22 protein-coding genes are annotated in these 24,081 nt (G+C 68.8%); 12 read left to right on the top strand and 10 right to left on the bottom strand.

The annotated features are described in order from the left end of the window. Positions 1 to 4: 4 nt before the first annotated feature. From RCP80_RS02870 to aqpZ, 3 genes are all read left to right on the top strand, one after another. Positions 5 to 376 (top strand): ester cyclase, encoded by a 372-nt coding sequence (locus RCP80_RS02870; protein WP_308480913.1) that lies wholly within the window; start codon positions 5 to 7, stop codon positions 374 to 376. Then, entirely contained in the window at positions 373 to 1,416 is a 1,044-nt protein-coding gene (locus RCP80_RS02875; protein ID WP_308480914.1) for a TIGR03857 family LLM class F420-dependent oxidoreductase, read from the top strand. The genes RCP80_RS02870 and RCP80_RS02875 overlap by 4 nt, the downstream gene beginning before the upstream one ends. Positions 1,417 to 1,535: 119 nt before the next feature. After that, entirely contained in the window at positions 1,536 to 2,327 is a 792-nt protein-coding gene (gene aqpZ / locus RCP80_RS02880; protein WP_308480915.1) for an aquaporin Z, read from the top strand. Here aqpZ and RCP80_RS02885 read toward each other — a convergent pair. The 3 genes from RCP80_RS02885 to RCP80_RS02895 are packed head-to-tail and all read right to left on the bottom strand — an operon-like array spanning position 2,296 to position 5,086. Beyond that, positions 2,296 to 3,138, bottom strand: a complete 843-nt coding sequence (locus tag RCP80_RS02885; protein WP_308480916.1) for a hypothetical protein — start codon at positions 3,136 to 3,138, stop codon at positions 2,296 to 2,298. The genes aqpZ and RCP80_RS02885 overlap by 32 nt on opposite strands. 5 nt (positions 3,139 to 3,143) lie before the next feature. Beyond that, positions 3,144 to 3,536, bottom strand: a complete 393-nt coding sequence (locus RCP80_RS02890; protein ID WP_308480917.1) for a lipocalin-like domain-containing protein — start codon at positions 3,534 to 3,536, stop codon at positions 3,144 to 3,146. Positions 3,537 to 3,562: 26 nt separating this feature from the next. Further along, positions 3,563 to 5,086, bottom strand: a complete 1,524-nt coding sequence (locus RCP80_RS02895; protein ID WP_308480918.1) for an acyl-CoA carboxylase subunit beta — start codon at positions 5,084 to 5,086, stop codon at positions 3,563 to 3,565. A gap of 64 nt (positions 5,087 to 5,150) precedes the next feature. Here RCP80_RS02895 and RCP80_RS02900 point away from each other — a divergent pair, with 64 nt between their 5' ends. From RCP80_RS02900 to RCP80_RS02910, 3 genes are all read left to right on the top strand, one after another. Continuing rightward, the gene (locus RCP80_RS02900; protein WP_308480919.1) at positions 5,151 to 6,206 is read left to right on the top strand and encodes an LLM class F420-dependent oxidoreductase; all 1,056 of its coding nucleotides are present in this window, start codon (positions 5,151 to 5,153) and stop codon (positions 6,204 to 6,206) included. Between the two features lie 10 nt (positions 6,207 to 6,216). Then, positions 6,217 to 7,080, top strand: a complete 864-nt coding sequence (locus RCP80_RS02905) for an SDR family oxidoreductase (RefSeq protein WP_308480920.1) — start codon at positions 6,217 to 6,219, stop codon at positions 7,078 to 7,080. 100 nt (positions 7,081 to 7,180) lie between these two features. After that, positions 7,181 to 8,419 carry a cytochrome P450 gene (locus RCP80_RS02910; RefSeq protein ID WP_308480921.1) on the top strand — a complete coding sequence of 413 codons (1,239 nt, stop codon included), beginning with the start codon at positions 7,181 to 7,183 and terminating at the stop codon, positions 8,417 to 8,419. A gap of 72 nt (positions 8,420 to 8,491) precedes the next feature. Here RCP80_RS02910 and RCP80_RS02915 read toward each other — a convergent pair whose 3' ends face one another. Then, entirely contained in the window at positions 8,492 to 9,379 is an 888-nt protein-coding gene (locus RCP80_RS02915) for an alpha/beta hydrolase (protein WP_308480922.1), read from the bottom strand. Positions 9,380 to 9,446: 67 nt separating this feature from the next. Between RCP80_RS02915 and RCP80_RS02920 the strand changes: the two genes are divergently transcribed. Both RCP80_RS02920 and RCP80_RS02925 read left to right on the top strand, forming a co-directional pair. Beyond that, a complete protein-coding gene (locus RCP80_RS02920; RefSeq protein ID WP_308480923.1) occupies positions 9,447 to 10,079 on the top strand; it encodes a TetR/AcrR family transcriptional regulator in 633 nt (210 codons plus the stop codon). An 89-nt stretch (positions 10,080 to 10,168) separates the two neighbouring features. Beyond that, on the top strand, positions 10,169 to 11,596 hold the full coding sequence (locus RCP80_RS02925) for an APC family permease (protein WP_308480924.1): 1,428 nt from the start codon (positions 10,169 to 10,171) through the stop codon (positions 11,594 to 11,596). Between the two features lie 10 nt (positions 11,597 to 11,606). Here the strand turns inward: RCP80_RS02925 and RCP80_RS02930 are convergent, their stop codons facing one another. The 3 genes from RCP80_RS02930 to RCP80_RS02940 all read right to left on the bottom strand — a co-directional run bounded on the left by RCP80_RS02930 (position 11,607) and on the right by RCP80_RS02940 (position 16,029). Continuing rightward, on the bottom strand, positions 11,607 to 12,215 hold the full coding sequence (locus tag RCP80_RS02930; protein ID WP_308480925.1) for a sigma-70 family RNA polymerase sigma factor: 609 nt from the start codon (positions 12,213 to 12,215) through the stop codon (positions 11,607 to 11,609). A gap of 113 nt (positions 12,216 to 12,328) precedes the next feature. Beyond that, positions 12,329 to 15,124: a helix-turn-helix transcriptional regulator gene (locus RCP80_RS02935; RefSeq protein WP_308480926.1), complete on the bottom strand. Its 2,796-nt coding sequence runs from the start codon at positions 15,122 to 15,124 to the stop codon at positions 12,329 to 12,331. A 146-nt stretch (positions 15,125 to 15,270) separates the two neighbouring features. Beyond that, complete coding sequence (locus RCP80_RS02940) at positions 15,271 to 16,029, bottom strand: SDR family oxidoreductase (protein WP_308480927.1); 759 nt, start codon at positions 16,027 to 16,029, stop codon at positions 15,271 to 15,273. Between the two features lie 160 nt (positions 16,030 to 16,189). Between RCP80_RS02940 and RCP80_RS02945 the strand changes: the two genes are divergently transcribed. After that, a complete protein-coding gene (locus tag RCP80_RS02945) occupies positions 16,190 to 16,909 on the top strand; it encodes an SDR family NAD(P)-dependent oxidoreductase (RefSeq protein ID WP_308480928.1) in 720 nt (239 codons plus the stop codon). A gap of 24 nt (positions 16,910 to 16,933) precedes the next feature. On the opposite strand, the gene RCP80_RS02950 is transcribed toward RCP80_RS02945, so the two are convergent. Both RCP80_RS02950 and relZ read right to left on the bottom strand, forming a co-directional pair. Then, on the bottom strand, positions 16,934 to 17,755 hold the full coding sequence (locus RCP80_RS02950) for a cutinase family protein (RefSeq protein WP_308482677.1): 822 nt from the start codon (positions 17,753 to 17,755) through the stop codon (positions 16,934 to 16,936). Between the two features lie 78 nt (positions 17,756 to 17,833). Further along, the gene (gene relZ, locus RCP80_RS02955) at positions 17,834 to 19,564 is read right to left on the bottom strand and encodes a bifunctional ribonuclease/(p)ppGpp synthase (RefSeq protein WP_308480929.1); all 1,731 of its coding nucleotides are present in this window, start codon (positions 19,562 to 19,564) and stop codon (positions 17,834 to 17,836) included. A gap of 73 nt (positions 19,565 to 19,637) precedes the next feature. Here relZ and purB point away from each other — a divergent pair, with 73 nt between their 5' ends. Genes purB through RCP80_RS02970 form a run of 3 tightly spaced genes read left to right on the top strand, consistent with a single transcriptional unit; the run spans position 19,638 to position 23,200 of the window. Further along, the gene (gene purB, locus RCP80_RS02960) at positions 19,638 to 21,056 is read left to right on the top strand and encodes an adenylosuccinate lyase (protein ID WP_308480930.1); all 1,419 of its coding nucleotides are present in this window, start codon (positions 19,638 to 19,640) and stop codon (positions 21,054 to 21,056) included. A 4-nt stretch (positions 21,057 to 21,060) separates the two neighbouring features. Beyond that, complete coding sequence (locus RCP80_RS02965) at positions 21,061 to 22,287, top strand: cytochrome P450 (protein ID WP_308480931.1); 1,227 nt, start codon at positions 21,061 to 21,063, stop codon at positions 22,285 to 22,287. Continuing rightward, positions 22,271 to 23,200, top strand: a complete 930-nt coding sequence (locus RCP80_RS02970; protein ID WP_308480932.1) for a tellurite resistance/C4-dicarboxylate transporter family protein — start codon at positions 22,271 to 22,273, stop codon at positions 23,198 to 23,200. Before RCP80_RS02965 ends, RCP80_RS02970 begins: the two co-directional genes overlap by 17 nt. A 10-nt stretch (positions 23,201 to 23,210) precedes the next feature. On the opposite strand, the gene RCP80_RS02975 is transcribed toward RCP80_RS02970, so the two are convergent. Further along, on the bottom strand, positions 23,211 to 24,065 hold the full coding sequence (locus RCP80_RS02975; RefSeq protein WP_308480933.1) for a type IV toxin-antitoxin system AbiEi family antitoxin domain-containing protein: 855 nt from the start codon (positions 24,063 to 24,065) through the stop codon (positions 23,211 to 23,213). Positions 24,066 to 24,081: the final 16 nt, after the last annotated feature.

Genomic DNA, 24,081 nt, shown 5'->3' on the forward strand with positions numbered 1-24,081 from the left:
TCGCATGAGGACCGCGCGCGAGGTGGTGGAGCTCTACAACCTGGAACTGTGGAACAACGCCCGGTTCGAGTTGGCCGACGAGATCATCGCCGACACCATGGTGCGCCACGAGGTCGGCGCCTCCCGCATCCTGACCCGGGCCGAGGCGCGCCAACGCGTCGAGGACACCTGGGCCATGTTCGACAACCTCACCTTCGTGCTGAACACCGTGATCGCCAGCGACGACGGCGAGCATGTCTCGATCGTGTACGACTCCACGCTGACCAATAAGGACGGGTCGACGATCGAGATCGCCAGCATCGAGGTGTTCAAGGTGGTCGAGGGGCGGATCACCGATGTGTGGAACTGTGGCTACGGACAAGGAGTGTGGGCATGACCGAACGCGTGCTGGACGAACTGGGTTACTACCTGCTGGCCGGCGCCGGCGGCGAGGGGCCGGCCACCCTGATGGACGAGGCCCGCCAGGGTGAGGAGATGGGTTTCGGGACGGCATTCATCTCGGAGCGGTGGAACGTCAAGGAGGCGTCCTCGCTGACCGGTGCCGCGTGCGCGGTGACCACCCGGATGCAGATCGCCACCGCCGCCACCAACCACAACACCCGTCATCCGCTGATCACCGGGTCGTGGGCGACCACCATGCACCGGCTGTCGCGGGGTCGCTTCACGTTGGGCCTCGGGCGCGGCATCGCGGCGATGTACAACGCCTTCGGGGTGCCGGCGGTGACCACCGCGCAGCTGGAGGACTTCGCCCAGGTGATGCGCCGGCTCTGGCACGGCGAGCTGATCTTCAACCACGACGGACCGATCGGGAAGTATCCGGTGCTGTTCCTGGACCCCGACTTCGACGAGGACATCCGGCTGGCCTTGGTGGCGTTCGGCCCGCAGACGCTCGCGCTCGGCGGCCGGGAGTTCGACGACGTCATCCTGCACACCTATTTCACGCCGGAGACCCTGCAGCGCTGCGTCAAGACGGTCAAGGACGCCGCCGAACAGGCCGGCCGCGACCCGGACAGCGTCAAGGTGTGGTCCTGCTTCGCCACCGTCGGTGACCACCTGCCCGAGGAACTGCGGCTGAAGAAGACCGTCGCCCGGCTGGCGACCTACCTGCAGGGTTACGGGGATCTGCTGGTGCAGACCAACGGTTGGGATCCGGCTGTGCTGGCACGATTCCGCGCCGATTCGGTGGTGACCTCGATTCCCGGCGGCATCGACCACAAGGCCAGCGCCGAGCAGATTGAACACATCGCGACGTTGCTTCCCGACGAGTGGCTCGAGCCCGCGGCCACCGGCAGCGCCCGCCAATGCGTCGACCGGATCCGCCAGGAGTTCGACTACGGCGCCGACGCCCTGATCATGCACGGTGCCACACCGGAGGAACTCGCCCCGGTGGTGGCCGAGTACCGCGCCACCGGGTAACGCGTCCGCGGTAGCCGGGCAAACGTCACGTTCCGGACACAAACCGCCGAGATGCGCCGGGACGCAGGTGGATTACTGAGATTCTGTGGTGGTCGGGGGGCATTAGCGAAGGAGCTTTGATGTCCCCACCCACGATGTTCCACCGGCTCAGCGCCGAGTTCGTCGGCACGTTCTGGCTGGTGCTCGGTGGTTGCGGCAGCGCCGTGTTCGCCGCCAAGTTCATGTCCGACGACATCTCCGTCGGCATCGGATTCCTGGGGGTGGCACTGGCGTTCGGGCTCACGGTACTCACCGGGGTGTACGCCTTCGGCACGATCTCGGGTGGGCACTTCAATCCCGCGGTCACCCTCGGCGCCGCGCTCGCCGGCCGGGTCGAATGGAAAGCGGTTCCCGGCTATTGGATTGTGCAGGTGATCGGCGGTCTGGTCGGCGGTCTCGTCATCTACCTGATCGCGTCGGGCCGGGAGGGCTTCGATCCGGTGGGCAACATGGCTGCCAACGGTTACGGCGACAACTCGCCGGGTGGCTACTCGTTGGTCGCGGTGCTCATCGCCGAGGTCGTGCTCACCGCGATCTTCCTGCTGGTGATCCTCGGCTCCACCGACGATCGCGCCCCGAAAGGGTTCGCCGGCCTGTCGATCGGTTTGTCACTGACCCTGATTCACCTGATCTCCATTCCGATCTCCAACACCTCGGTCAACCCGGCCCGCAGTACGGGCGTGGCGTTCTTCAACGCCGACGGCGCACCCGGTCAGCTCTGGGTGTTCTGGCTCGCCCCGCTGGTGGGCGCCGCCGTCGCCGGAATCGCCTACCCGTACCTCTTCGGCCGCGCCGAGAAGCTCGCGGACCGGCCGGTGCGCGATGATGCGCTCGAAGCGGCTAAGCCCCAAACTGATACGACGCGGCGGTGACGAGCCGATTGCCGTTGCCCTCGTCATAGAGCAGCACCCGCGCCAGTAGCGCGGACTGCCCGGCGCTGGCCTCGGCCTCGGCGCGAAACGGTCCGACCTTGCCCCGAGCCATGAACATCACATGGGAGGACACGGCGGCAAGGCGGTCCGTGCCGGCCAGGGCGCCGGCGGCGGCGCGGGCCGCGGTCTCCAGAATCACGAACTGCGGGCCGATGTGCAGCGCGGCGTCCGGGGACGCGACCTCCACCGCCAGCTCGGGCAGACCCCAATGGCCGTCCGGGCGACGGGCACCGCCGAACACCTGCCACAGCGGCGGCAGGTCTGGGGAGTCGACGACCACGATCGGGTCCACCGGCATCCTCGCCAAACCCGGTGGCGGGGTGCCGATGCTGATGCCCTGCCCCTCGGTCACGGCCAACACCCGCTCGGGCCGGTCGGCGTCGACGAGCATCGATCTGCTGTAACCCAGCTGGCGACCCTGCTTCAGCGTCTCACCACGCACCTCGAAGCGGGTGACGTCGCATCCGGGATCGAGAACCTGGCAGGAATGCACGACGGGGTTGGGGACGGCCTTGAGGTCCGACATGCCGCCGCCCTCGGGCGAGGCGATGCCGAGCACGGCGAGCAACAGTCCGCCGGTGGCGTCGCGCATGTCGCGGCGGACCGCGACGGTGTTGTCGGTGGGCCCCAGATCCATGGTGTCGTAGGTACGACCGATGTAGCGGTAGCTGAGCAAACCGCCCCAACGCGAGCGTAATTCGGCCGCGTAGGCCGCCGGATCATCGGTCAGGTCGCGAATGTCTTTCGGCATGTCGGTCACCGCCTCCAGATCAGGGTGCTGTGGGTGGCGACGCCGTCATCGCCGGTCATGCCGGCCGACAGCGTCAGCACGTCGCCCTCGATCCGATAGTGCCGCAGCTGCGGCCGGGCCAGCAGTTCGGGCATCGTGGACATGACGACGTCGTGGCGGACCGTGGCTGCCGGTACGTCCAGCTGGAATCTGCCGCCGTAGGCGAGGTACTCGGCGATCTCCACGTCATGGCCGGCGGGATCCGGCGCCAACTGTGCCGACATCCAGCCGTCGGCGGTGTAGAGGATCAGCCCCCGCGGGTGCCGGCCCAGCGGGCGACGGAGCCCGCCGTCGTCATCGCGTGCGGTGAACGATTCCAGCTGCCAACCGCCGTGAATGGCGTGGTGCGATAGGGACATTGGATCGTCGGCCTCCGGTCGGTTTGTCAAGGCAGGATCGCGGTGCGCGTGACCGGTGCGGCCGCGATCTGTCGGCGGTGCAGCCCCCGCTGCAGCGCACCGAGCAATGCGGTGCGGGTTTCGCGGGGGTCGATGAGTTCGTCGAAGCCGAGGTTCTCGGCCGAGTTGAACGAGGCCTGCAATTCGGCGTCGTGCAGTTGGTCGGACAGCGCGGCGTCCGTCTTGGCGGCCCGGGTAAGAGCGCCGGCGCTCATTGCGCCCATCGTCGCCCCGGGATAGCCGAACGTCGCGACCTGACCGTCGAATACCAACAGCGACATCACCATCGAGCCGAACCCATACGCCTTGCGCAGGGTCAGGTGCAGCTTGACGGTGGTTGCCGTGGTCTGCGCGGTGAACATCCGTGCGCCGCTGAGTAATACGCCATCGCGCTCGGACCGGCTGCCGGGCAGCATGCCAGGATTGTCGGCCAGGAAGATGATCGGGAGGTGGAACGCGTCGGCGACCATGATGAAGTGAGTGGCCTTGTCGGCGGCTTCGGCATCGATCGAGCCCGCCATCACCTGCGGTTGATTCGCCACCACCGCAACGGGATGCCCGCCCAGATGTGCCAGCGCGCACACGATTCCGCGGCCGAAGCCCGGCTGCACCTCGAACCAGTCCGGGTCGTCGAAGACCGCGTCGAGCACCGAGCGCATGTCGTAGACGCGGCGGTTGTCGCGGGGAACGATCTCGAGCAACTCCGGGGTGGTCCGCGGGGCGGTGTCGTCGCCCGTCGGCCGGGACGGGGGATAGGACCAGGCGCTGGACGGGAAATAGGACAGGTACCGCCGAATGGCGTCCAGCGCCGAGGCGTCGTCGTCGACGAGGTTGTGGACCACGCCGCTGGGCAGCGCCACCTCAGGACCGCCGAGGTCCTCCTTGGAGATCGCTTCGCCGGTGGCCTCCTTGACCACCGGCGGGCCCGCGGTGAAGATCGCGCCGTGCCGGCTCATGATCCGGAAGTCGCAGACCGGGGCGACGAGGGCGCCGTGGCCGGCCGAGGGGCCCAGCACGGCTGCCGCGGTCGGGACCAGGCCCGAGCATTGGGCCTGGGCCAGCAGGTCCGTCGGTGATCTGCCGCCGTGCTTGCCGGGCCGGAAACCGGCGCCCTCCAGCAGCATCACCAACGGAATCCTGTTGCGCAGCGCCAACTCCGCGATCCGATGACGCTTGGAGTTGCTGCCCGCGCCGATGGTGCCGGCCACCGTGGTGAAGTCTTCGGCGCCGACCATGATCGGGGCGCCATTGACCTCCCCCGACCCGACGACGATGCCGTCGGCGGCGACCTCGCCGCCCGCCAGCGTCCCGAGTTCCTGAAAGCTGCCCGGGTCCAGCAGGTGCCGGATGCGCGTGCGGGCATCGAGCTTGCCCGCGCCGCGGTGCGCGGCGAGCCGGTCGGGTCCGCCCATCGCGCGGGAGCGCTCGCGGCGCCGCTCGAGGTCGGCCAGCGTTTCGTCCCAGGCCGCCGAGTTCGCGGGCGTCGCCGGGGCACGCCGTTTTTCGGTCATGCGTCTCCTCCGTGCCGACGGTGGCATTGACCCTACCGAATGACTTACTGTAGCGTCCCCGACCATGCCGGGGCGCCTGAAGATCGACCGCGGAATCCCCAGCCAACTCGACCGCGTAGCCGATGTCGCACGCGCACATGAGCAGGCTGGCTACGACGGCTGCTGGACCGGCGAGATCAACCACGACCCGTTCCTGCCGTTGACGCTGGCCGCCGAGCACACCACCTCGCTCGAGTTGGGCACCAGCATTGCCGTCGCGTTCGCGCGCAACCCGATGACCGTCGCCAACGTGGGCTGGGATCTGCAGACCTATTCCCGCGGCCGGTTCATCCTCGGGCTGGGCGCCCAGGTGCAGGCCCACATCGAGAAGCGGTTCGGCATGCCGTGGAGTCGACCGGTCGCGCGGATGGCGGAATTCGTTGCGGCGCTGCACGCCATCTGGTCGTGCTGGCACACCGGGGAGCGACTCAGCTTCGAGGGCGAGTTCTACACGCACAAGCTGATGACGCCGATGTTCACCCCCGAGCCGTCGCAGCATCCGATCCCCAAGGTGTTCATCGCCGCCGTCGGCGCCGCGATGACGGAATTGACCGGGGCTGTCGCCGACGGTCTGTTGGTGCATGCCTTCACCACCCGCCGGTACCTCGAGGAGATCACCGAACCGGCGCTGACCCGCGGCCTGCAGCGGAGCGGCAGGAGCCGCTCCGAGTTCGAGGTGTCCAGCCCCGTCTTCGTCGTCACCGGCCGCGACGACGCCGAAATGACGGCGGCCGCATCGGCATTCCGCAAGCAGATCGCGTTCTACGGGTCCACGCCGGCCTACTGGAAGGTGCTGGACCTGCACGGCTGGGGGGACCTGCAGCCCGAACTGCGGCGACTCTCGCTGGCCGGGCAGTGGGACGCGATGGCCGACGTCGTCGACGACGAGGTGCTCAGCGCGTTCGCCGTGGTCGCGCCGATCGACTCGGTCGGCGCGGTGTTGGCGCAGCGCTGCAGCGGTGTGATCGACCGGGTGCTGCCGGGATTTCCGGCCGGCACCCCGGAGCCGGTGATCGCGGCGGTTCTCGACGAGGTGCGCGCAACCTGTCAGCGCACACCCGTTGCCCAGCACGGTGATTGAGGAGCGCGCAGTGGATGCAGTTCGTGGTAGGGCCATCGTCGTCACCGGCGCGGCCCGCGGCATCGGGTTCGCCACCGCCCGGGCCCTGCTGGAGCGCGGCGCCCGGGTGATCATCGGCGACCGCGATGTCCCGGCGTTGGAAACGGCGGTGACCGCGTTGGCCGACGCGGGCCGGGTTTTCGGGCATCCGCTGGACGTCAGCGATGTTGAATCGTTCACCGGATTCCTGGACCGGGCCCGTGCCGATGCGGGTGGAGCGATCGACGTCCTGATCAACAACGCCGGGGTGATGCCGGTCGGGCCGTTCCTGGAGCAGTCGGAGCAGGCCATGCGCGCCGCGATCGAGGTGAACTTCTACGGCGTGCTCAACGGTTGCCGGTTGGTGTTGCCCGAGATGGCGGCCCGCGGCCACGGCCACATCATCAACATCGCCTCGCTGGCCGGCGTGGTCGCGGTGCCCGGGCAGGTGGTCTACGCGGGCACCAAGTTTGCGGTGGTGGGCCTCTCCACGGCACTGGCCGACGAGTTCGCGTCGCGGGGAGTCCAGGTCAGCGTGGTGATGCCGCCGTTCACCCGGACCGAGTTGATCGCCGGCACCAAGGCCACCGGCGCCAGCCGGCCCGTCGAGCCCGCGGTGATCGCGGCCGCGATCGTCCGAACCTTGAGCAAACCGAAAACCCATGTGGCCGTGCCCTATCCGATGCGTTTCGTCTCACCGATTCTGGCGATGCTCGGGCCCCGGAGTCGACGACGGCTGCACGCGGCGATGGGATCGGACCGGCTGTTCCTGGACTTCGACGAGAAGTCCCGGCGCTCCTACGCCCGGCGCGCGGAGTCGGCCACCGGGATGGTTTCCGGTGGCAGCGAATCCTAGTGCGGCTGCCGTCTCCCCTACTGAAAGTCTTACCGCAACTGCTACGGTGGATGCACCCATTAGGTGTTCCCCCGCGGTGGGGAGGTAGGCGGGAGCTGTGATGAGCGATTCGACCACGATCGATGGGGACGCGGCGCTGCTCGCCGACCCGCAGGCATACACGAACGAGGAACGACTGCACTCCGCGCTGACGCGCTTGCGCGCCACCGCCCCGGTCTCCTACGTCGAAGTGCCCGACTACGCGCCGTTCTGGGCCATCACCAAGCACGCCGACATCATGGAGATCGAGCGGGCCAACGACATCTTCACCAACTCGCCCCGACCGGTGCTCATCACCAGGGAGGGCGACGAGCAGCAGGCCGCGGTGGGGATCCGGACCCTGATCCATATGGATGACCCGGAGCACCGCGACTTCCGTGCCATCGGGGCCAATTGGTTTCGGCCCAAGGCGATGCGGGCGCTGCAGGATCGTGCCGACGAGTTGGCCAAGCGGTTCGTGGACCAGATGGTCGAGGCGGGCCCGGAGTGCGACTTCGTCCAGCAGGTCGCGGTGAACTATCCGCTGTACATGATCATGTCGCTGCTTGGGGTGCCCGAGCAGGACTTCGCCTCGATGCTGCGCTGGACCCAGGAGATGTTCGGCAACGACGACGACGAGTTCAAGCGTGGTGAGTCCAAGGAAGAACAGATGGTGGCGCTGCTGGAGATGTTCCAGTACTTCACCGAGTTGACCGCGTCCCGGCGGGCGAAGCCCACCGAAGATCTGGGCTCGGCGATCGCCAACGCGACCATCAACGGCGAACCGCTCTCCGACATCGAGACCGTGTCCTACTTCGCGATCGTGGCCGCCGCCGGCCACGACACCACCAGCGCCAGCATCTCCGGGGGCATGCACGCGCTGATCGAAAACCCGGACCAGATGGCGAAACTCAAGGCCGATCCGGGCCTGATGCCATTGGCCGTCGAGGAAATGATCCGCTGGACCACGCCGGTCAAGGAGTTCATGCGCACTGCGCAGCAGGACTATGAGATCCGCGGGGTGCGCATCCCCGCCGGGGATTCGGTGCTGTTGTCCTATGTCTCCGGCAACCGGGACGAGGAGATCTTCGACGAGCCCTTCGTTTTCGATGTGGCCCGAGACCCGAACAAGCACATCTCGTTTGGGTACGGCGTGCACTTCTGTCTCGGCGCTGCGCTGGCCCGGATGGAGGTCAACAGCTTCTTCACCGAACTGCTGCCGCGGCTGAAGTCCGTGCAACTGACCGGGCCGGCTGAACACGTCGCCACCACGTTCGTCGGCGGCCTCAAGCACCTGCCGCTGCGCTACGACCTGGCCTGACCCGTCGCCGAGATTGACGAATTGCCGGAAGCTACTCGCACAAAAGCGGCCCAAAGGTGAGTTTGGGCGGTTTCAGGCGGTGAGCAAGGGGGCCAGCCACGAAAGCTGCGCGGGCAGTTGGGCATTCCAGAACGACGCGTTGTGGCCGCCGGGGGAGAAGCCGCCGGCGGGCGGGTTCGGTAGCTGGGCGACGAAGTCCTGGGTGGCCGCGTAGAACGGGTCCGAGGTGCCGCAGTCGACGCGGATCGGGATCGAACCCAGGGCCGGCAACCCGAACACGCTGTTGGCGGCGAAGTCCTCGGGGCCGTCGAACGCACCGGGGGCGGCCGCGCCGGCCGATCGCCATAGTGCCGGGCTGACGGCCGCGATCGCCGCGGTCCGCGCCGGTCCCAGCCGGGCACCGAGCAACAGCGCACCGTAGCCGCCCATGGACCAGCCCAGGAAGGCCACCCGCGCGGTGTCCAGGCCCTGGGAGTCCAGCAGGGGGATCAACTCGTCGAGCACCATCGCACCGGCGTCCTCGCCCGAGGCGCGCCGGTGCCAGTAGCTGTCGCCGCCGTCGACCGCGACCACCGCGAACGGCGGCAGGCCGGCGTCGACCGCCTGGGCCAACCCCTGCTCGACCCCGCCGGCCATCACCGACGCCGCACTGCTGTCCTTGCCGTGCAGCGCGATGACGGGCCGCAGCGGGATGGTCTGACCCGGCGGCCGGGCGATCGCCCAAGTGGTGGTGACCCCGCGCGCGGCCGACGCAAACGACCCGGTCACCATGGTCGGAGCGGCAGCCGGGGCAACGGGCGGGGCCAGCGGTGCGGCTGGTGCCAGCGGGGCTGACGGTGCGCCGATCGTCGCGTGCGATGGGGCAGAAGTGGCGGCGTGCCCGACGGTGTAGGCGCCGGCAGCGCCCGCGGCAGCACCCATCGCGAGGCGCAGAACGGCCCGGCGGGTCAACTCTGCCATGGGGTCATCTTGCCACCGGCTGTGTGTTTGCCCGAAACGCCCAGCGTGGCCAGCACAAACTGGCAGCATGCTATTCGTGACGGCAGCAGTGACTCCCAAGGGGGAGCGTCGACGGTGTGCACTGGTGAGTGCCGCCGCCGAATTGCTCTGTGCGGGGGGATTCGAGGCGGTGCGGCATCGCGCCGTCGCGCGTCGGGCCGGTCTACCGCTGGCGTCGACCACCTACTACTTCTCCTCACTCGACGACCTGATCGCGGCCGCAGTCGAATACATCGTCATGCGAGAGGCCGCTGAACTGCGCACTCGGGTGGCCGCACTGTCGCGGCGCCGGCGCGGGGCCGAATCCACCTCCGATGTGCTCATCGAGTTGTTGATCGACGACGACGGCCCCGAAAGCCAGGCGCATGAGCAGTTGATCTCCCGCTACGAGCGGTACATCGCCTGTGCGCGACATCCGGCGCTCCGCGAGATTCAACGCCGCATGATGGAGCAACGTGCGGAGGCCGTCGCCGAAGCGGTGCAGCGGTCCGGCCGCGCGATGCGCACCGAGTTGATCTCCACGCTGCTGTTTGCCGTCGACGGGGCGGTGGTCTCCTCGCTCGTCGACGCCTCGGGCACGCCGCGGGCCAAGGCGCGCGCCACGCTCGTCGAAGTTATCGACGCGCTGGCGCCCTACGACCGCCGTCCCGCCAAGGTGTGACACGTCGGCGATTCGCAGGCGAATATCACCCTTCGGCACCCCCCGCGGGTTGAAGATGAGAACCGCATCCGCGGATCTAGGGAGACGAGATGGCCGAGAAGGTAGCAGTCGAAGAGGAACCCCAGCTCAAACGGGTACTGGGGCCTGGGCTGCTGCTGCTCTTCGTGGTCGGCGACATCCTGGGAACCGGAGTTTACGCCCTCACCGGTGATGTCGCCGGGGAGGTGGGCGGTGCGGCGTGGCTACCGTTCCTCATCGCGTTCCTGATCGCGACCGTCACGGCGTTCAGTTATCTCGAGCTGGTCACCAAGTACCCGCAGGCAGCGGGTGCAGCACTCTACGCGCACAAGGCATTTGGCGTCCAATTCGTGACCTTCATCGTGGCGTTCATCGTGATGAGTTCGGGGATCACCTCGGCGGCCACGGCATCGCGGTTCTTCGCGGCCAACTTCTTCGTGGCCTTCGACTTCGACTGGGGCAAGTTCGGTGTCGTGATCGTCGCGCTGCTGTTCATGGGACTGCTGGCGGTGGTGAACTTCCGCGGCGTGGGGGAGAGCGTCAAACTCAACGTGGTGCTGACGATCGTCGAGATCAGCGGCCTGCTGCTGGTGATCTTCGTCGGACTGTGGGCGTTCACCGGCGGCGGTGCGGATGTCGACTTCTCCCGCGTGGTCGCCTTCGAGACCCACGAGGACAAGAACGTCTTCCTCGCGATCACCACGGCGACGTCGCTGGCCTTCTTCGCGATGGTGGGATTCGAGGATTCGGTCAACATGGCCGAGGAGACCAAGGATCCGGTGCGGACCTTCCCGAAGGTGTTGCTCACCGGTCTGGGGATCGCCGGGGTGGTGTACGTGATCGTCGCGGTCGTCGCGGTCGCACTGGTTCCCGTCGGCACCCTGGAAGCCAGCGATACCCCGCTGGTGGAGGTGGTCAAGCTGGGCGCTCCGGACCTGCCCATCGAAACCCTCCTGCCGTTCATCTCGATGTTCGCCGTCGCGAACACCGCGCTGATCAACATGCTGATGGCCAGCCGGTTGATCTACGGCATGGCCCGCCAGCGGGTGCTGCCGCGGGCGCTCGGCGTCGTGCATCCGACTCGTCGTTCACCCTGGGCGGCAATCATTTTCACCACCATCATCGCGTTCGGCCTGATCTTCTACGTCACCGCGTTCGCCAACAGCAACGCGATCGCGATGTTGGGCGGCACCACGTCGCTGCTGCTGTTGGCGGTGTTCGCGATGGTCAACATCGCGGTATTGGTGCTGCGCCGGGACGTGCAGGCCGTCGGCGGGCACTTCACCACCCCGACCGCGCTGCCCATCATCGGCTTCATCACGTCGCTGTATCTGGTCACGCCGCTGTCGGGTCGGCCCGCGCAGCAGTATCTGCTCGCCGGCATCCTCGTCGCGATCGGGGTGGGGTTGTTCTTCCTCACCATGGCGATCAATCGGCAGTTGGGCATCCGCGAAGCCGGCATCATCGATCCGACGCGGCTGGGCGAGCCGCCGGAGTAGCGGCGCAATCTCAGGCCGCCTGCCGCGAGGTGGTTGCGAAACGACCGCGCGCGCAGGCACTGTCGGCGAGCGCCCGGCGCAGCTGGACCCGTGCCCGCGAGATCCGAGACATCACGGTACCGATCGGGATACCCATCAATACGGCGGTCTCGGCGTAGGTGTAGCCCTCCACATCGGCGTAGTACAGCACCGTCCGGAAGCCCTCGGAAAGCTGCTCCATCGCCGAGCGGACGTCATCGTCGGGAAAGGATTCGAGCACCTCGGACTCGGTGGAGCGCCCCCCGCTCGACAGGTGCGCACCGTGGCCGGCCAGCTCGCGGTCGGTGATCCCACCCGACAGCACTTCCGCGGGCCGGCATTGCTTCCACCGGTAGGCGCTGGCCCACTGGTTGTACTGGATCCGGAACAGCCACGCCTGCAGATTGGTGCCCGGCTGGAACTTGCGGAATCCGGTGAAGGCGCGGACCAGCGTCTCCTGCAGCAGATCGTCGGCGTCGGCGTCGTTGTGGGTGAGGCGACGCGCACCCCGGTGCAGGACAGGTACCAACGGCCAGACGTCAGCGGTGTAGCGGGCCTTCAGCTCGTCGTCGGATTCGATGTCGGGGACGATGACCTTCATGGGAGTACCTCCGGTTGATTCCTCCGAGCCCGGTCGGGCCGTGAAATCAGACTGGCGGCCCGAAGCCCGCAGGGGACCCTTGGTCATCCGTGGTCGATGATCCGTAGTGGCCCCTAGTGGGACCACGCCACGGTGCGCAACTGCCGGCGCGAGGTGATCCCCAGCTTCACGAACACCTTGCGCAAATGCCATTCGACGGTGTGCACACTGATGAACAGCTGGTCGCCGATCTCCTGGTTGGTCAGGCCGTCGGCCGCCAACCGCGCGATCTGCGCCTCCTGCGCGGTCAGCTCGTCACCGGAGCTCAACTGTTGTTTTCGGACCTTCGCGCCGACGGCGATGAGTTCCTTGCGCGCCCGCTCGGCGTAGGCCTGCGCGCCCATCCGGACGAACAACTCGTGGGCCTCATTCAGCTGACGGCGGGCATCGCCGCGCCGATTCGCGCGCCGGAGCCACTCGCCGTAGCTGAGGCGCGCGCGGGCCTGGTGCACCACCACGCGAGACCGGCCCAGGTGGTCGAGCGCCTCGGTGAACAACCGGTCGGCCTCGTCGTTGTCGGCCAACATGGCCCGCGCACTGGCCACCGCGCCGAGTCCCCAGGGGCTGCCAGTGGCACCGACGCGCTCTTCGATGTGGCCGACGGCGCGCTGCGCCGCATCCGTTTGGCCGAGGTGTGCGGCGGCCTCCACCAGTTCGTACAGACACCACCCGTGGAAGCCCAGATCCTCGTACGCGCAGGCGTGGCGGGCAGCGGTGAACGCTTCCTCGTAGCGGCCGAGACCGTTGTACAACACCGCGGTGGCGTACCCGGTCAGCCCGATCACGCGGCCCTCACCGCGGGCCGCGCCGTCGGCGGCGGCCGCGTCGATCTCCCGCATCGCCGCCACGGCATCTCCTCGCCAGGCGGCGATCAACAGGGAGTGGTACCGGACCGGACCGTGGTGGGTGGTCGCGGCCGTGATGGAGTTCGCCTCGGCGATCAACGTTGCCGCCGTGTTCAACTCGCCGAACATCACATGAAGGCCCGCTCGATACACCAGCGCCTGCGGGAGGCCCGCCAAGGCGCCGACATCGCGTGCCTGCCGGACGACAGCGGCCGACAATGCGTCGACGAGGTCTTCGTCCCACAGTTCGTGGGCGGCCGATTCCTGCAGGATCGGGAAGGCCGGGACAAGCCATCGCAGCAGCTGGCCGGGATCCTCGGACGCCAGCACGCGCATCGCGTCCAGCGCGGTGCGCAGGTGCTCGGCGCCGGCCCGGATTCCGCCGCAGATGCGCGCCGTCATCCCGCGGAAGAACAGGTCCACCGCACGCGGCAACTCCGAGGTCTGTTCCATCGCCGAAGCCGCCGCCTCGGCGGCAAGGAGGAGCGCACCCGGCCGCCCCAGCCGACCGGCGTAGATCAGGGCCGCGAACGCCTCGAGGTAGCTCTCGCGCGACGCGAAGTCGTCGAGACCCTCCAACTGTTTTGCGGCGTCCAACAAGGCGGCTGCGGTCTCCCCGACCGTCGGGGCGCCGATCTCCCCGGCTCGGCTGCTCGCGAACTCCATCTGGGCGCGCAGGCGGGCGGCCCGGGCCCGTTGAAGTTCTGACAGCGGAGCCATCTCGGCGATGGTCAGGAGTTCGTAGGCGGTCGCGGTCGCGGCGGAGTCCTGTTTGGCCTGCGCGGCGGCCAGAGCCCGGTCCCCGCGGAGTTCGGGGTCGGCGGTGAGCACCGCAGCGCGCTCCAGGAAGGCCGCCGCGGCCGCGATCCCGCCCCGGTTCTGCGCCCGGCTCGCCGAGGCCTCGAGTTCCGCGGCAACCGAATCGTCGGTGGAGGCCACCGCGTTGGCGGCGTGCCAGGCCCGCCGATCAGGGTCGGATTCGACGTCGGTGGCCGAAGCCAGTGCCGCATGGATCGCGCGACGATCGGTCAGGTCGGCGGCGCGGTAGGCGGCCGCGCGCATCAAGGGGTGATGGAAACGCATGCGGGGACCGAACTCGATGACGCCGGCGCTTTCGGCGGGCGCCAGCGCATCCACGGCGATGCCCAGCAGCGCGGCGGCACGCAGGAACAGCGCCGAGTCGCCGACGGGTTCGGCGGCGGCGAGCAGCAGCAGCCGGCGGGTTTGGTCCGGCAGCAGCTGGATACGCCGGAGGTAGCTTTCCTCGATCCGGCTCTGCGATGTCTGCGCGCCGACGATCCAGAACCCACCGGCGAGTTCGGCCGTGGAGTACGAACGCGGCACTTCGAGCAGCGCCAATGGATTGCCGCGGGTTTCGGCCACCACCCGGTCGCGGACTCTCGGATCCAAGCCACCGATCATTGCGTGGTCCAACAGTTTCCGCGCATCGGCGTCGGACAGGCCGTGGACCGGGAGTTCGGGCAGTCCCGTCAGCGCATCGGGGCCCTCGGTGCGCGCGGCGAGCACCAACGCGATCGGTTCGGCCACCAGCCGGCGGGCGACGAAGCCGAGCGTCTGCACCGACACCTGGTCCAGCCATTGGGCGTCGTCGACCACGCACAGCAGGGGTTGTTCGTGCACCGCGGCGGCGAGCAGGCCCAGCACTGCCAACCCGACGAGAAAGCGCTGGGGCGGCGGACCGACGCCGCGCCCGAACGCGACGGCGAGCGCGTCGCGCTGCGGGGCGGGCAGGTCGTCGAGGTGACCCAACAGCGGGCTACACAACTGGTGTAGGCCGGCATAGGCCAGTTCCATATCGGATTCCACGCCGGAGACGTGCACACAGCGCCAGCCCTCGGCCTCCTCGACCAGGAATTCGAGCAGGGCGGTCTTACCGACGCCGGCCTCGCCGCGCAGCACGAGCACCTGCGACCGACCCGTCCGCACCGTCGAGATCACCTCGCGCAGCGCCGCGGTCTCGGCGACGCGACCGTGCAGCGGCCGTCCTCGCCCTTGGCTCGCCATCTGGCTCCACACCGTCCGCCCTGCTGGGCCCACAGGTCTTACCTGGTCACGGCCCGATCCGGGTGGATGGTAGCGAGTTGACGTACCCGCGGTCTAGGTGTTGGCGAGGAATGTGACCGTTCGGACAACTGCGCGGCCGGTACTCGTCAACTCCTGGCCGCCGTCTCCAGGATCCAGTCTTCGAAGCGGAGGTCGAACAGCGCCGCCTCATCGCCGGGAACCAGCGTGTGCTCGGCGATGGCGACACCCCAGTAGCGGGCGTCGGGGTCGGCCAGCACCGTACGGCTGTCGCCACGAGCGGTCAGCGCGGTGCGGATCAGGTCCGGAAGTCGGAACCGTTGCGGCCCACCCACTTCGGTGATCCCATTGACCGGCACGTTCGCCGCGGCGATGACAACCGCTTCGGCGACATCCGCGGAGGCCATCGGCTGAATCAGCGCAGCCGGCAACCGCACGACGCCGTCCACGGAAGCGGAATCGGCGATCGTGGCCAGGAATTCGAAGAACTGGGTGGCGCGCACGATGGTGTACGGGATCGGCCCGCTGCCGATCAGCGTCTCCTGCGCCAGTTTCGCCTTGAAGTAGCCACTCTCGCGAGCCAACAACTCGGTCCCGACCACCGAGAGCGCCACATGATGGGAGACGCCGGCCGCTGCCTCGGCGGTCAGCAGGTTGGTGGTCGCCACGTTGAAGAAGTCCTGGGCTGCCGCCTCTTCGAACGACGGCGAGTTGGTGACGTCCACCACCACCTGCGCGCCGGCCAGCACGTCGGCCAGTCCCTCGCCGGTGAAGGCGTTGACGCCGGTCGACGGTGCGGCGGCCACGGCGTCGTGGCCGTGCTCGGTCAGTCGCTGCACGACCTTCGATCCGATCCGTCCTGTGCCGCCGATGACGACGATCCTCATGATGGCCCCTTTCCTCGGGTTCGCGGAGGCCGCGTGATCACTGCCTCTGGGCGCCAGAACCCGCGACCCGGCGACGATTCATCCCGTGGCCGTCGTCACTGTCGGATGACTGGGCGGGGTCACGGCAGTTCTGGGCGGTAGACCACCAGAAAGGACTGTCATGGAACTGCATACCTACCGCGCGGTCGTCACCGGCGGAACCGCCGGAATCGGCCTGGCGTGCGCTCGTCTGCTCGCCGCGGCCGGCGCCGAGGTGATCATCTCCGGCCGCGACCAGGGCCGCGGCGAGACCGCTGCCGCCACCCACGAACGCATCCGCTTCATCGGAGCCGATATGGCCGATCTGGCCGCCGTCGAATCGCTGGTGCAACAGGCCGGCGACATCGACGTGTTGATCAACAACGCGGCGAGTTTCCCGGGCGCGATGACCCTCGAGCAGGACGCGGCGTCGTTCGCGCAGACCTTCGCCACCAATGTCCGCGGATCGTACTTCCTGACCGCCGGGTTGGTGCCCGGGATGCTCGAGCGGAAGCGCGGCAGCATCGTCAACATCACGTCGATGGTGGCGGCCAAGGGCGTGCCCGCCGCGTCGGTCTACAGCGCGTCGAAAGCGGCGGTGGAGTCGCTGACCCGCACGTGGGCGGCCGAGTTCGGCAGCCGCGGCGTCCGCGTCAACGCCGTCGCGCCGGGGCCGACGAGAACCGAAGGCGTGCAAGCCGAATGGGGCGATGTCAACGACGATCTCGGCCGTGCGCTGCCGTTGGGTCGCGTCGCCGAAGCCGAGGAGATCGCCCACGCCGCGGTGTTCCTGGCCTCACCGCGCGCGAGTTTCATCACCGGTGCGGTCCTGCATGTCGACGGCGGCGGCACCGCGATCTGAGCATCCGATCGCCGGCTGACTGGATCAGGCGCCGGCGGCGCTGAGATGGGTCGCGCGCGCGGGAGCGGCGCCCACCACGAGGTGATACAGCGGTGCACCCCAGGCGTGCGCACCGTTGGCCGCCGGCGTGTACGCGGTGTGAATCGCGATCGAGGCGGGGGACACGGCCTCCTGCTCGGGGTCGTAGTCGCACACCGGGTCGCCCACATCGCAGACGCTGACCGTGCGCGCACCGATGGCCGGCGGCAGCGGCGACGTGTTCGTCGATGCCAGGAACGAATGTTCTTGGGCCACACCCTTGCCCACGCTCGGCCACACCGCCGTCGACCCCATGTTGATGGTGGTGTCGGCGGGCAGCCGGTCCCCGTCGGCGATCAGCAGCGCGGCCACCACGGGCGCGTCGTCGGCCAGATCGTGCAGGTTGCGGTGGATCACCATGGCGCCCTGGGAGTAGCCGGCAAGCACCACCTTGGTCTGCGGGCACTGCTCGGTGAACGCCTCGAGTTGCGCTGCGGTCGCCTCGGTCCCGTCCTCGACGCTGTCCATGAAGTCCATCCAGCCGCCCAGCCCGCCGTCGACCGGAACCGGCGCCGCGGGGTACTGGACGGCCTCGGCGGTGATGCTCTGCCCGTCGGCCGCCAAGTCGGAGCGCAGTTGCTGGTAGGACTGGTAGACCACGTCGCCCATGCCGCCGTTGGCCGTCAGCCTCGCGCCGTCGCGCTGCCCCGAACCCGCGGCACCGATCCAGTGCACGTCGGCGCACGCCGGTGCGGCCGCCGCGGTACCGGTGGTCAGCGCCGACAACGACGTGGCCACCACCACCGCCGCCAACCCCAGGCGACCCATCACGGTGAACTCCTTCCCGACCAGCCCACTCGGCGCTGCTCGCACTACCGAGTTGATCGGTTCTCGGGCTGCCGGGTGTTACGTCGCCAGTCCGGCCTCGCGCAGCCGCTCGAGCCGCGTCGCCAGCCGCGCGGTGCGGTGACCATTGCCGCTGAGCCCCACATAGCGGTCACCGAAGGCCGCCAGCAGCACGTCGTCGAGACGGCGCACCGCGCCCGCGGGATAGCGGTAGGCCAGCGCCGTGTTGACGGCAGCGCTGTCGACCCCTGCCAGCGCGAGGTCCAACGCATCCAGCGAATCGATGCCCAACTCGAGCAGCAGTCCGGAGATCCAGCCGTAGTGCTCGGTGCGCGACCAACCGGCGTCGGGGTAGCGGTTGCCCAGATAGGTCGCCAGCACCGCCGTCGCGATCCGCGGGTCGCTGTCGGACTCGGGCGCGCGGTCCACCGCAGGCGTCGACCGCAACCGTTCGCGGATGGCGGAGAACTCCCGGTCGGCGAGTTCGAGCAGCCCCGCGGCCAACGTGAAGCGGCGGTCGAGGTCGGGTGCGTCCTCGTCGGGAATCGAGCCCTTGTACCGGATGTCGTGCTCGAACTCGGCCCACGCGTGCTGCAGGATGGTGCGGACCTGCACCGAGGCGGGCTGCTGCTCACCTTCGGCCGCGATCAGCAGATGCCGACTCGAATAGCCCCAGCGCCCGGTGCTGGCGGTCTCCACGCCCATGTCCCGGTCGTCGAGCAACCGCATCTCGTCGCCGAGCAGATTGGCCACCGCACTCACGTCGTCACGCAGGTAGGTGATGACCCGCAGGCCCACCTGATCTGTGATCTCCGACAGCGGATCGGTGTAGAGCACCCGGCCGTCGATGCTGCGCTCGGCCTTCTCGGCGAACGACGCCACCGACTTGGTGCGCGCGGTGATGCTCAGATAGTTGATGCCCGCCTCGTCCAGCAGCGCGCGCACCTGGTCGAGGTAGTGGCTGGTGGCCTCCTTGAGCGCGGGCCGACGCTCGGCGTAGGTGGCGATGGCGTCGTGCACGGCCGGCGAGGTCGCCCGGCGCGGGGTGGGTTCGAGATCCTCGGGCAGTGTCGGGGTGACGATGTAGCCGGTGTCGCCATCGCCGTAGATCGTGACATCGCCGGGCCGCGCGGTTGCGTACATCGCCACGTAGGCGCACAGCACCGCGTCGACCGGATCCTCGGCGTGGCGCAGTTCGCTTTTGCGCTCGGCGGTTTCGACGCGCTCCCGCAGTTCGACCCAGTCGTCGTGGTCGGCCACCCGCAGCGCCGGGTCCCGGCGCGCCAGGTTCTCGATGTGATCCATCAACAGCTGCAACTCCGCGCGCAACTGCGGCAGCCCGCGGCCCGGTTTGGCCTTGTACTTCAGGGTGCGGCCGAGCCGGAACAACGCGATGGTCGCGGGATGCGGGTACACCTCGATGGCCCGCCGGCCGGCGGTGGAATGCGGATCCATGTCCAGCCCCAACGCCCGGACGATGCGCGCGCCGCGCGGGGTCTCGGCGAATTCGGGCTTGCCCGTGTTGGCGGGGTGCGCGCCGGCCTGGAAGCGGCCGAAGTCCGCGTTGAGCTGCCGCTCGCAGTCGCGCTGCCCGACCGGGTTGACCACGATCAGTGGCGCATCGACCGCCACCACGCAGTCGCCCTCGACATAGGGCGCCAGCGCCGCGCAGATGCTCGCATCGTCGGAGGCGACCCCGACATAGCTCAGCCGGCCGCTGTCACCGTCGACCACCGCGATCCCGGTGGGCTTACGTTCCCCCCACGCCAAGTCCAGACCGACGAAGTACACCGGTCCACTGTGCCCTATCGAGGCCCAACTCCGACCTCATGGGGCCCGATCCGGGGCCGTAAGCTGTGTCTTCGTGAGCATCCCCAATGTCTTGGCCGACCGTTACGCCAGCGCTGAAATGGTGGCGATCTGGTCGCCGGAAGCCAAGATCGTGGCCGAGCGGCGGCTGTGGCTCGCGGTGCTGCGGGCCCAGGCCGAACTCGGCATCGCGGTCCCCAACGGGGTGATCGACGATTACGAACGCGTGCTCGAGAACGTGGACCTGGCCTCCATCGCGGCGCGCGAGCGCATCACCCGCCACGACGTGAAGGCCCGCATCGAGGAATTCAACGCGCTGGCCGGCCACGAGCATGTCCACAAGGGGATGACCAGCCGCGACCTCACCGAGAACGTCGAGCAGCTGCAGACCCGGCGCGCCCTGGAACTGGTGTTCGCCCGCGGCGTCGCGGTGGTGGCGCGGCTGGCGGCGGCGGCCGTGACTTACCGGGATCTGGTGATGGCCGGCCGGTCCCACAACGTGGCCGCGCAGGCCACCACGTTGGGGAAGCGATTCGCCTCGGCGGCGCAGGAGACGTTGCTGGCGCTGAATCGGGTCGGCGACCTGCTGCAGCGCTACCCGCTGCGCGGCGTGAAGGGCCCGATGGGCACCGCGCAGGACATGCTCGACCTGTTCGACGGCGACGCCGCGCGGCTGGCCGACCTCGAGTCCCGGGTCGCGGAGTTCCTGGGGTTCTCCCGCGTGCTCGACAGCGTCGGGCAGGTGTACCCGCGGTCGCTGGACCACGACGTGCTGTCCGCGCTGGTGCAACTCGGTGCCGGTCCGTCGTCGTTTGCCCACACCGTGCGGCTGATGGCGGGCCACGAACTGGTCACCGAGGGCTTCGCGCCCGGCCAGGTGGGGTCGTCGGCGATGCCGCACAAGATGAACACCCGCTCCTGCGAGCGGGTCAACGGGCTGCAGGTGGTGCTGCGGGGCTACGCCGCGATGGCCTCGGAATTGGCCGGCGCGCAATGGAATGAGGGCGACGTGTTCTGCTCGGTGGTGCGCCGGGTGGCGCTGCCGGATGCGTTCTTCGCGATCGACGGGCAGATCGAGACGTTCCTGACGGTGCTCGACGAGTTCGGCGCCTATCCCGCCGTCGTCCAGCGCGAATTGGACCGGTACCTACCGTTTTTGGCGACCACCCGCATCCTGATGGCGGCGGTCCGCGCCGGGGTGGGCCGGGAGACCGCGCACGAGGTGATCAAGGAACACGCGGTGGCCGTCGCGCTGGCGATGCGCGAACAGGGTCGCGAACCGGACCTGCTGGACCGGCTGGCCGCCGATCCGCGGCTCCCGCTGGACCGTTCGGCGCTCGACGCCGCGCTGGCCGACAAGTCGGCGTTCACCGGGGCGGCCGGTGATCAGGTGGACGCGGTGGTGGCCGCGGTAGCGGAGTTGGTGCGGCTGCATCCGTCGGCCGCCGAGTACACCCCCGGCGCCATTCTTTGATGAGATGACGCTGGCGGGAATCGATTTCACGGATCTGGACAACTTCGCGTCCGGGTTCCCGCATGCGCTGTTCGAGCTCCACCGCCGGGTCGCGCCGGTGTACTGGCACGAACCCACGGAGCACACCCCGGACGGGGAGGGGTTCTGGTCGGTGGCCACCCACGCCGAGACGTTGGCGGTGCTGCGCGATCCGGTGACGTTCTCCTCGGTGACCGGCGGCGGGCGCGAGTTCGGCGGCACGCTGCTGCAGGATCTGCCGATCGCCGGGCAGGTGCTCAACATGATGGACGATCCGCGGCACGCGCAGATCCGCCGCCTGGTGAGTTCGGGACTGACACCACGGATGATCGGCCGGGTCACCGATGACCTGCGGTTGCGGACCCGCCGGCTGCTCGACGGGATCCAGGGCGGGGCCGAGTTCGATTTCGTGGTCGAGGTGGCCGCCGAGATCCCCATGCAGATGATCTGCCTGCTGTTGGGAGTGCCCGAATCCGAACGGCATTGGCTGTTCGAGGCCATCGAACCGAATTTCGACTTCGGCGGTTCGCGGGCCGCGTCCATCACCCGGATGTCGGTCGAGGAGGCGGGCTCTCGGATCTACGCCTACGGTCAGGAGCTCATCGCCGCCAAGCGCGCACAGCCCACCGACGACATGCTGTCGGCCGTGGTCAACGCCCGTCTCGAGGACCCGGAAGCGCCGACCCTGTCCGAGTTGGAGCTGTACCTGTTCTTCAATCTGCTGTTCTCCGCCGGCGCGGAAACCACCCGCAACGCAGCGGCCGGGGCGATGCTGGCGCTGGCCGAACACCCCGCGCAGTGGGAGCTGTTGCGGGCCGACCCTGCCAAGCTGGCGACGGCGGTCGAAGAGGTCATCCGCTGGACCTCGCCGTCGCCGTCCAAGCGCCGCACGGCCACCCGCGACGTCGAACTCGGCGGGCAGGCGATCGCCGCGGGGCACAAGGCCGTGGTCTGGGAAGGATCGGCGAATCGGGACCCGCTGGCATTTGCGGCCCCGGACCGCTTCGACATCACCCGAACACCGAACCCGCACTTGGGTTTCGGGCATGGCATTCATTACTGCCTGGGAGCGAATCTGGCGCGCCTCGAACTGCGGGTGTTGCTTGAGGAGATGCTGTCCAGGTTCGCCGCCCTCGAGGTGGTGCGGCCGGTCGAATGGACCCGCAGTAACCGCCACACCGGAATCAGACACCTCGTTGTCCGGGCCGACTGAATTGCGGCCGCCGCCGGATGTCTTCGCGGTGGTGATGGCCGCGGGCATCGTGTCGATCGCGGCGCTGGACCACACCCACCGGTGGGTCAGCGCCGGCCTGGCGCTGTTCGCGGCGGGCGCGCTGCCGGTCCTGATGGTCCTGGCGGCCCACGGGTGGCGCCACCGCGCGCTCGACCTCGCCGATGTGGACGTCGTGCTGCGACTCTTCACGTTCGTGGCCGCCGGCGCGGTGCTGGCGACCAGGTTCGGCGGATCGTGGGTCGTGTGGCCGCTGGCCGCGATGGCGCTGTCGGCGTGGATGTCGCTGCTGCCGGTGCTGCTGCGCCGGATGCGACGCGTGGGCTGGCCGGGCCTGCGGGACCGCGCCCGGGGCGCCTGGGAGTTGGCCAGCGTGGGGACCTCGGCCCTGGCGATCGTCTTCGCCGATCTGCGCATGATGTTCCCGGCACTGCTGTTCTGGGTGCTGGCGCTGCTGATCTACGGATTCATGACCGCGCTGATCCTGCTGCGCACCGGGCATGAACGGCTGGACCGGGAGGGCTTCCAACCCGACAGCTGGATCTTGATGGGCGCGTTGGCCATTGCCACCGTCGCCGGGGTGCACATCCACGCGCAGTGGCCGACCGAGGTGGTACAGCACGCGACGGTGGTGACCTGGCTGGTGGCCACGCTGTGGATACCGGCCCTGATGCTGTTCGCGGTGCGCGGCGTGCGCACCCAGGTCCCGGTCCCGTCGGCCTGGTGGGCGATGGTCTTTCCGCTCGGGATGTACTCCTCGGCGACGTTCGCGCTGTGGAAGGAGGTCGGCTGGGGGTGGCTGCATCCCGTCTCCCAGGCCTTCTTCTGGACCGCGCTGGCGGCGTGGCTCACCGTCGCGGCCCTCTGGGGATTTCGGCGTGTTCTCACACGGTGAGCGTGTGGGATCACGCCGAAATCGCTTGGCGGATGACGGCAATGACGCGTTCGGGATGCTCGGTGAGGTCCCACCAGGTGAATCGCAGCACCTGCCAACCGAGCAGCGCGAGCTTGTTCTGGCGCTTGCGATCGGCAACGAAGTCGTCGACGTCGCTGTGAAACGCCCAGCCGTCGATTTCGATCGCCACCTTGTGCTGCGGGAACGCCACATCGACGAGGTAGCCCCCAACGGGATAGTTCGCCACCCAACCGGTGATGTGGGCCGCGTTCAACAGCGCAATGTGCCGGCGTTCAGCCGTCGAGCGCGCACCGTCCTCGGCGGCTTGCAGCAGCATGCGAGCCCGCGGAGAACCGTAGCGGCCCTTGTTGCGTACCTGCGCGCGCCACAGTTCGGGTAGCTCGGTGGCGCGCTGCAACGCCCGATCCATGATCGGCGTGCCCCCACTGTGGACGGCCGCTTCGAGCACGGTCAGCGGCAACGACGTGACCCGCAGCCCACGTCGCTCGACGACGTCGGTCTGGGGAAGATCACGCCTGCGCAGGGTCGATCCGGGCCTGCCGCGGCCGTTGGCTACTCGGGGAACGGTGACCTCGACCAGATCGGGTGCGGTGCTGATGAGGCGATGCCACCAGGCCGCCGCGGTCCCGCTGGCCGTTGCGTTGGCGCCATAACCCCAAACCAGGGCGCGTATTCGCGCCGCATTGGTGAACGGGCGGTCGTCGGCGAAGAAGACGCCCGGTGACAACCGGCGCCAGCGGCCGGACACCACCCGTCGTCGGACTGCCTCACGGTGCATGCCTGCCGCGGCAGCCTGGGCAAGTGTGATCACGCCGTCGTGGCGGCGGAGGTAATCATCGACCATGCCTATTAGGAGGTAA

It is taken from the genome of Mycolicibacterium sp. MU0053, from assembly GCF_963378095.1.
GTDB lineage: Bacteria > Actinomycetota > Actinomycetes > Mycobacteriales > Mycobacteriaceae > Mycobacterium > Mycobacterium burgundiense.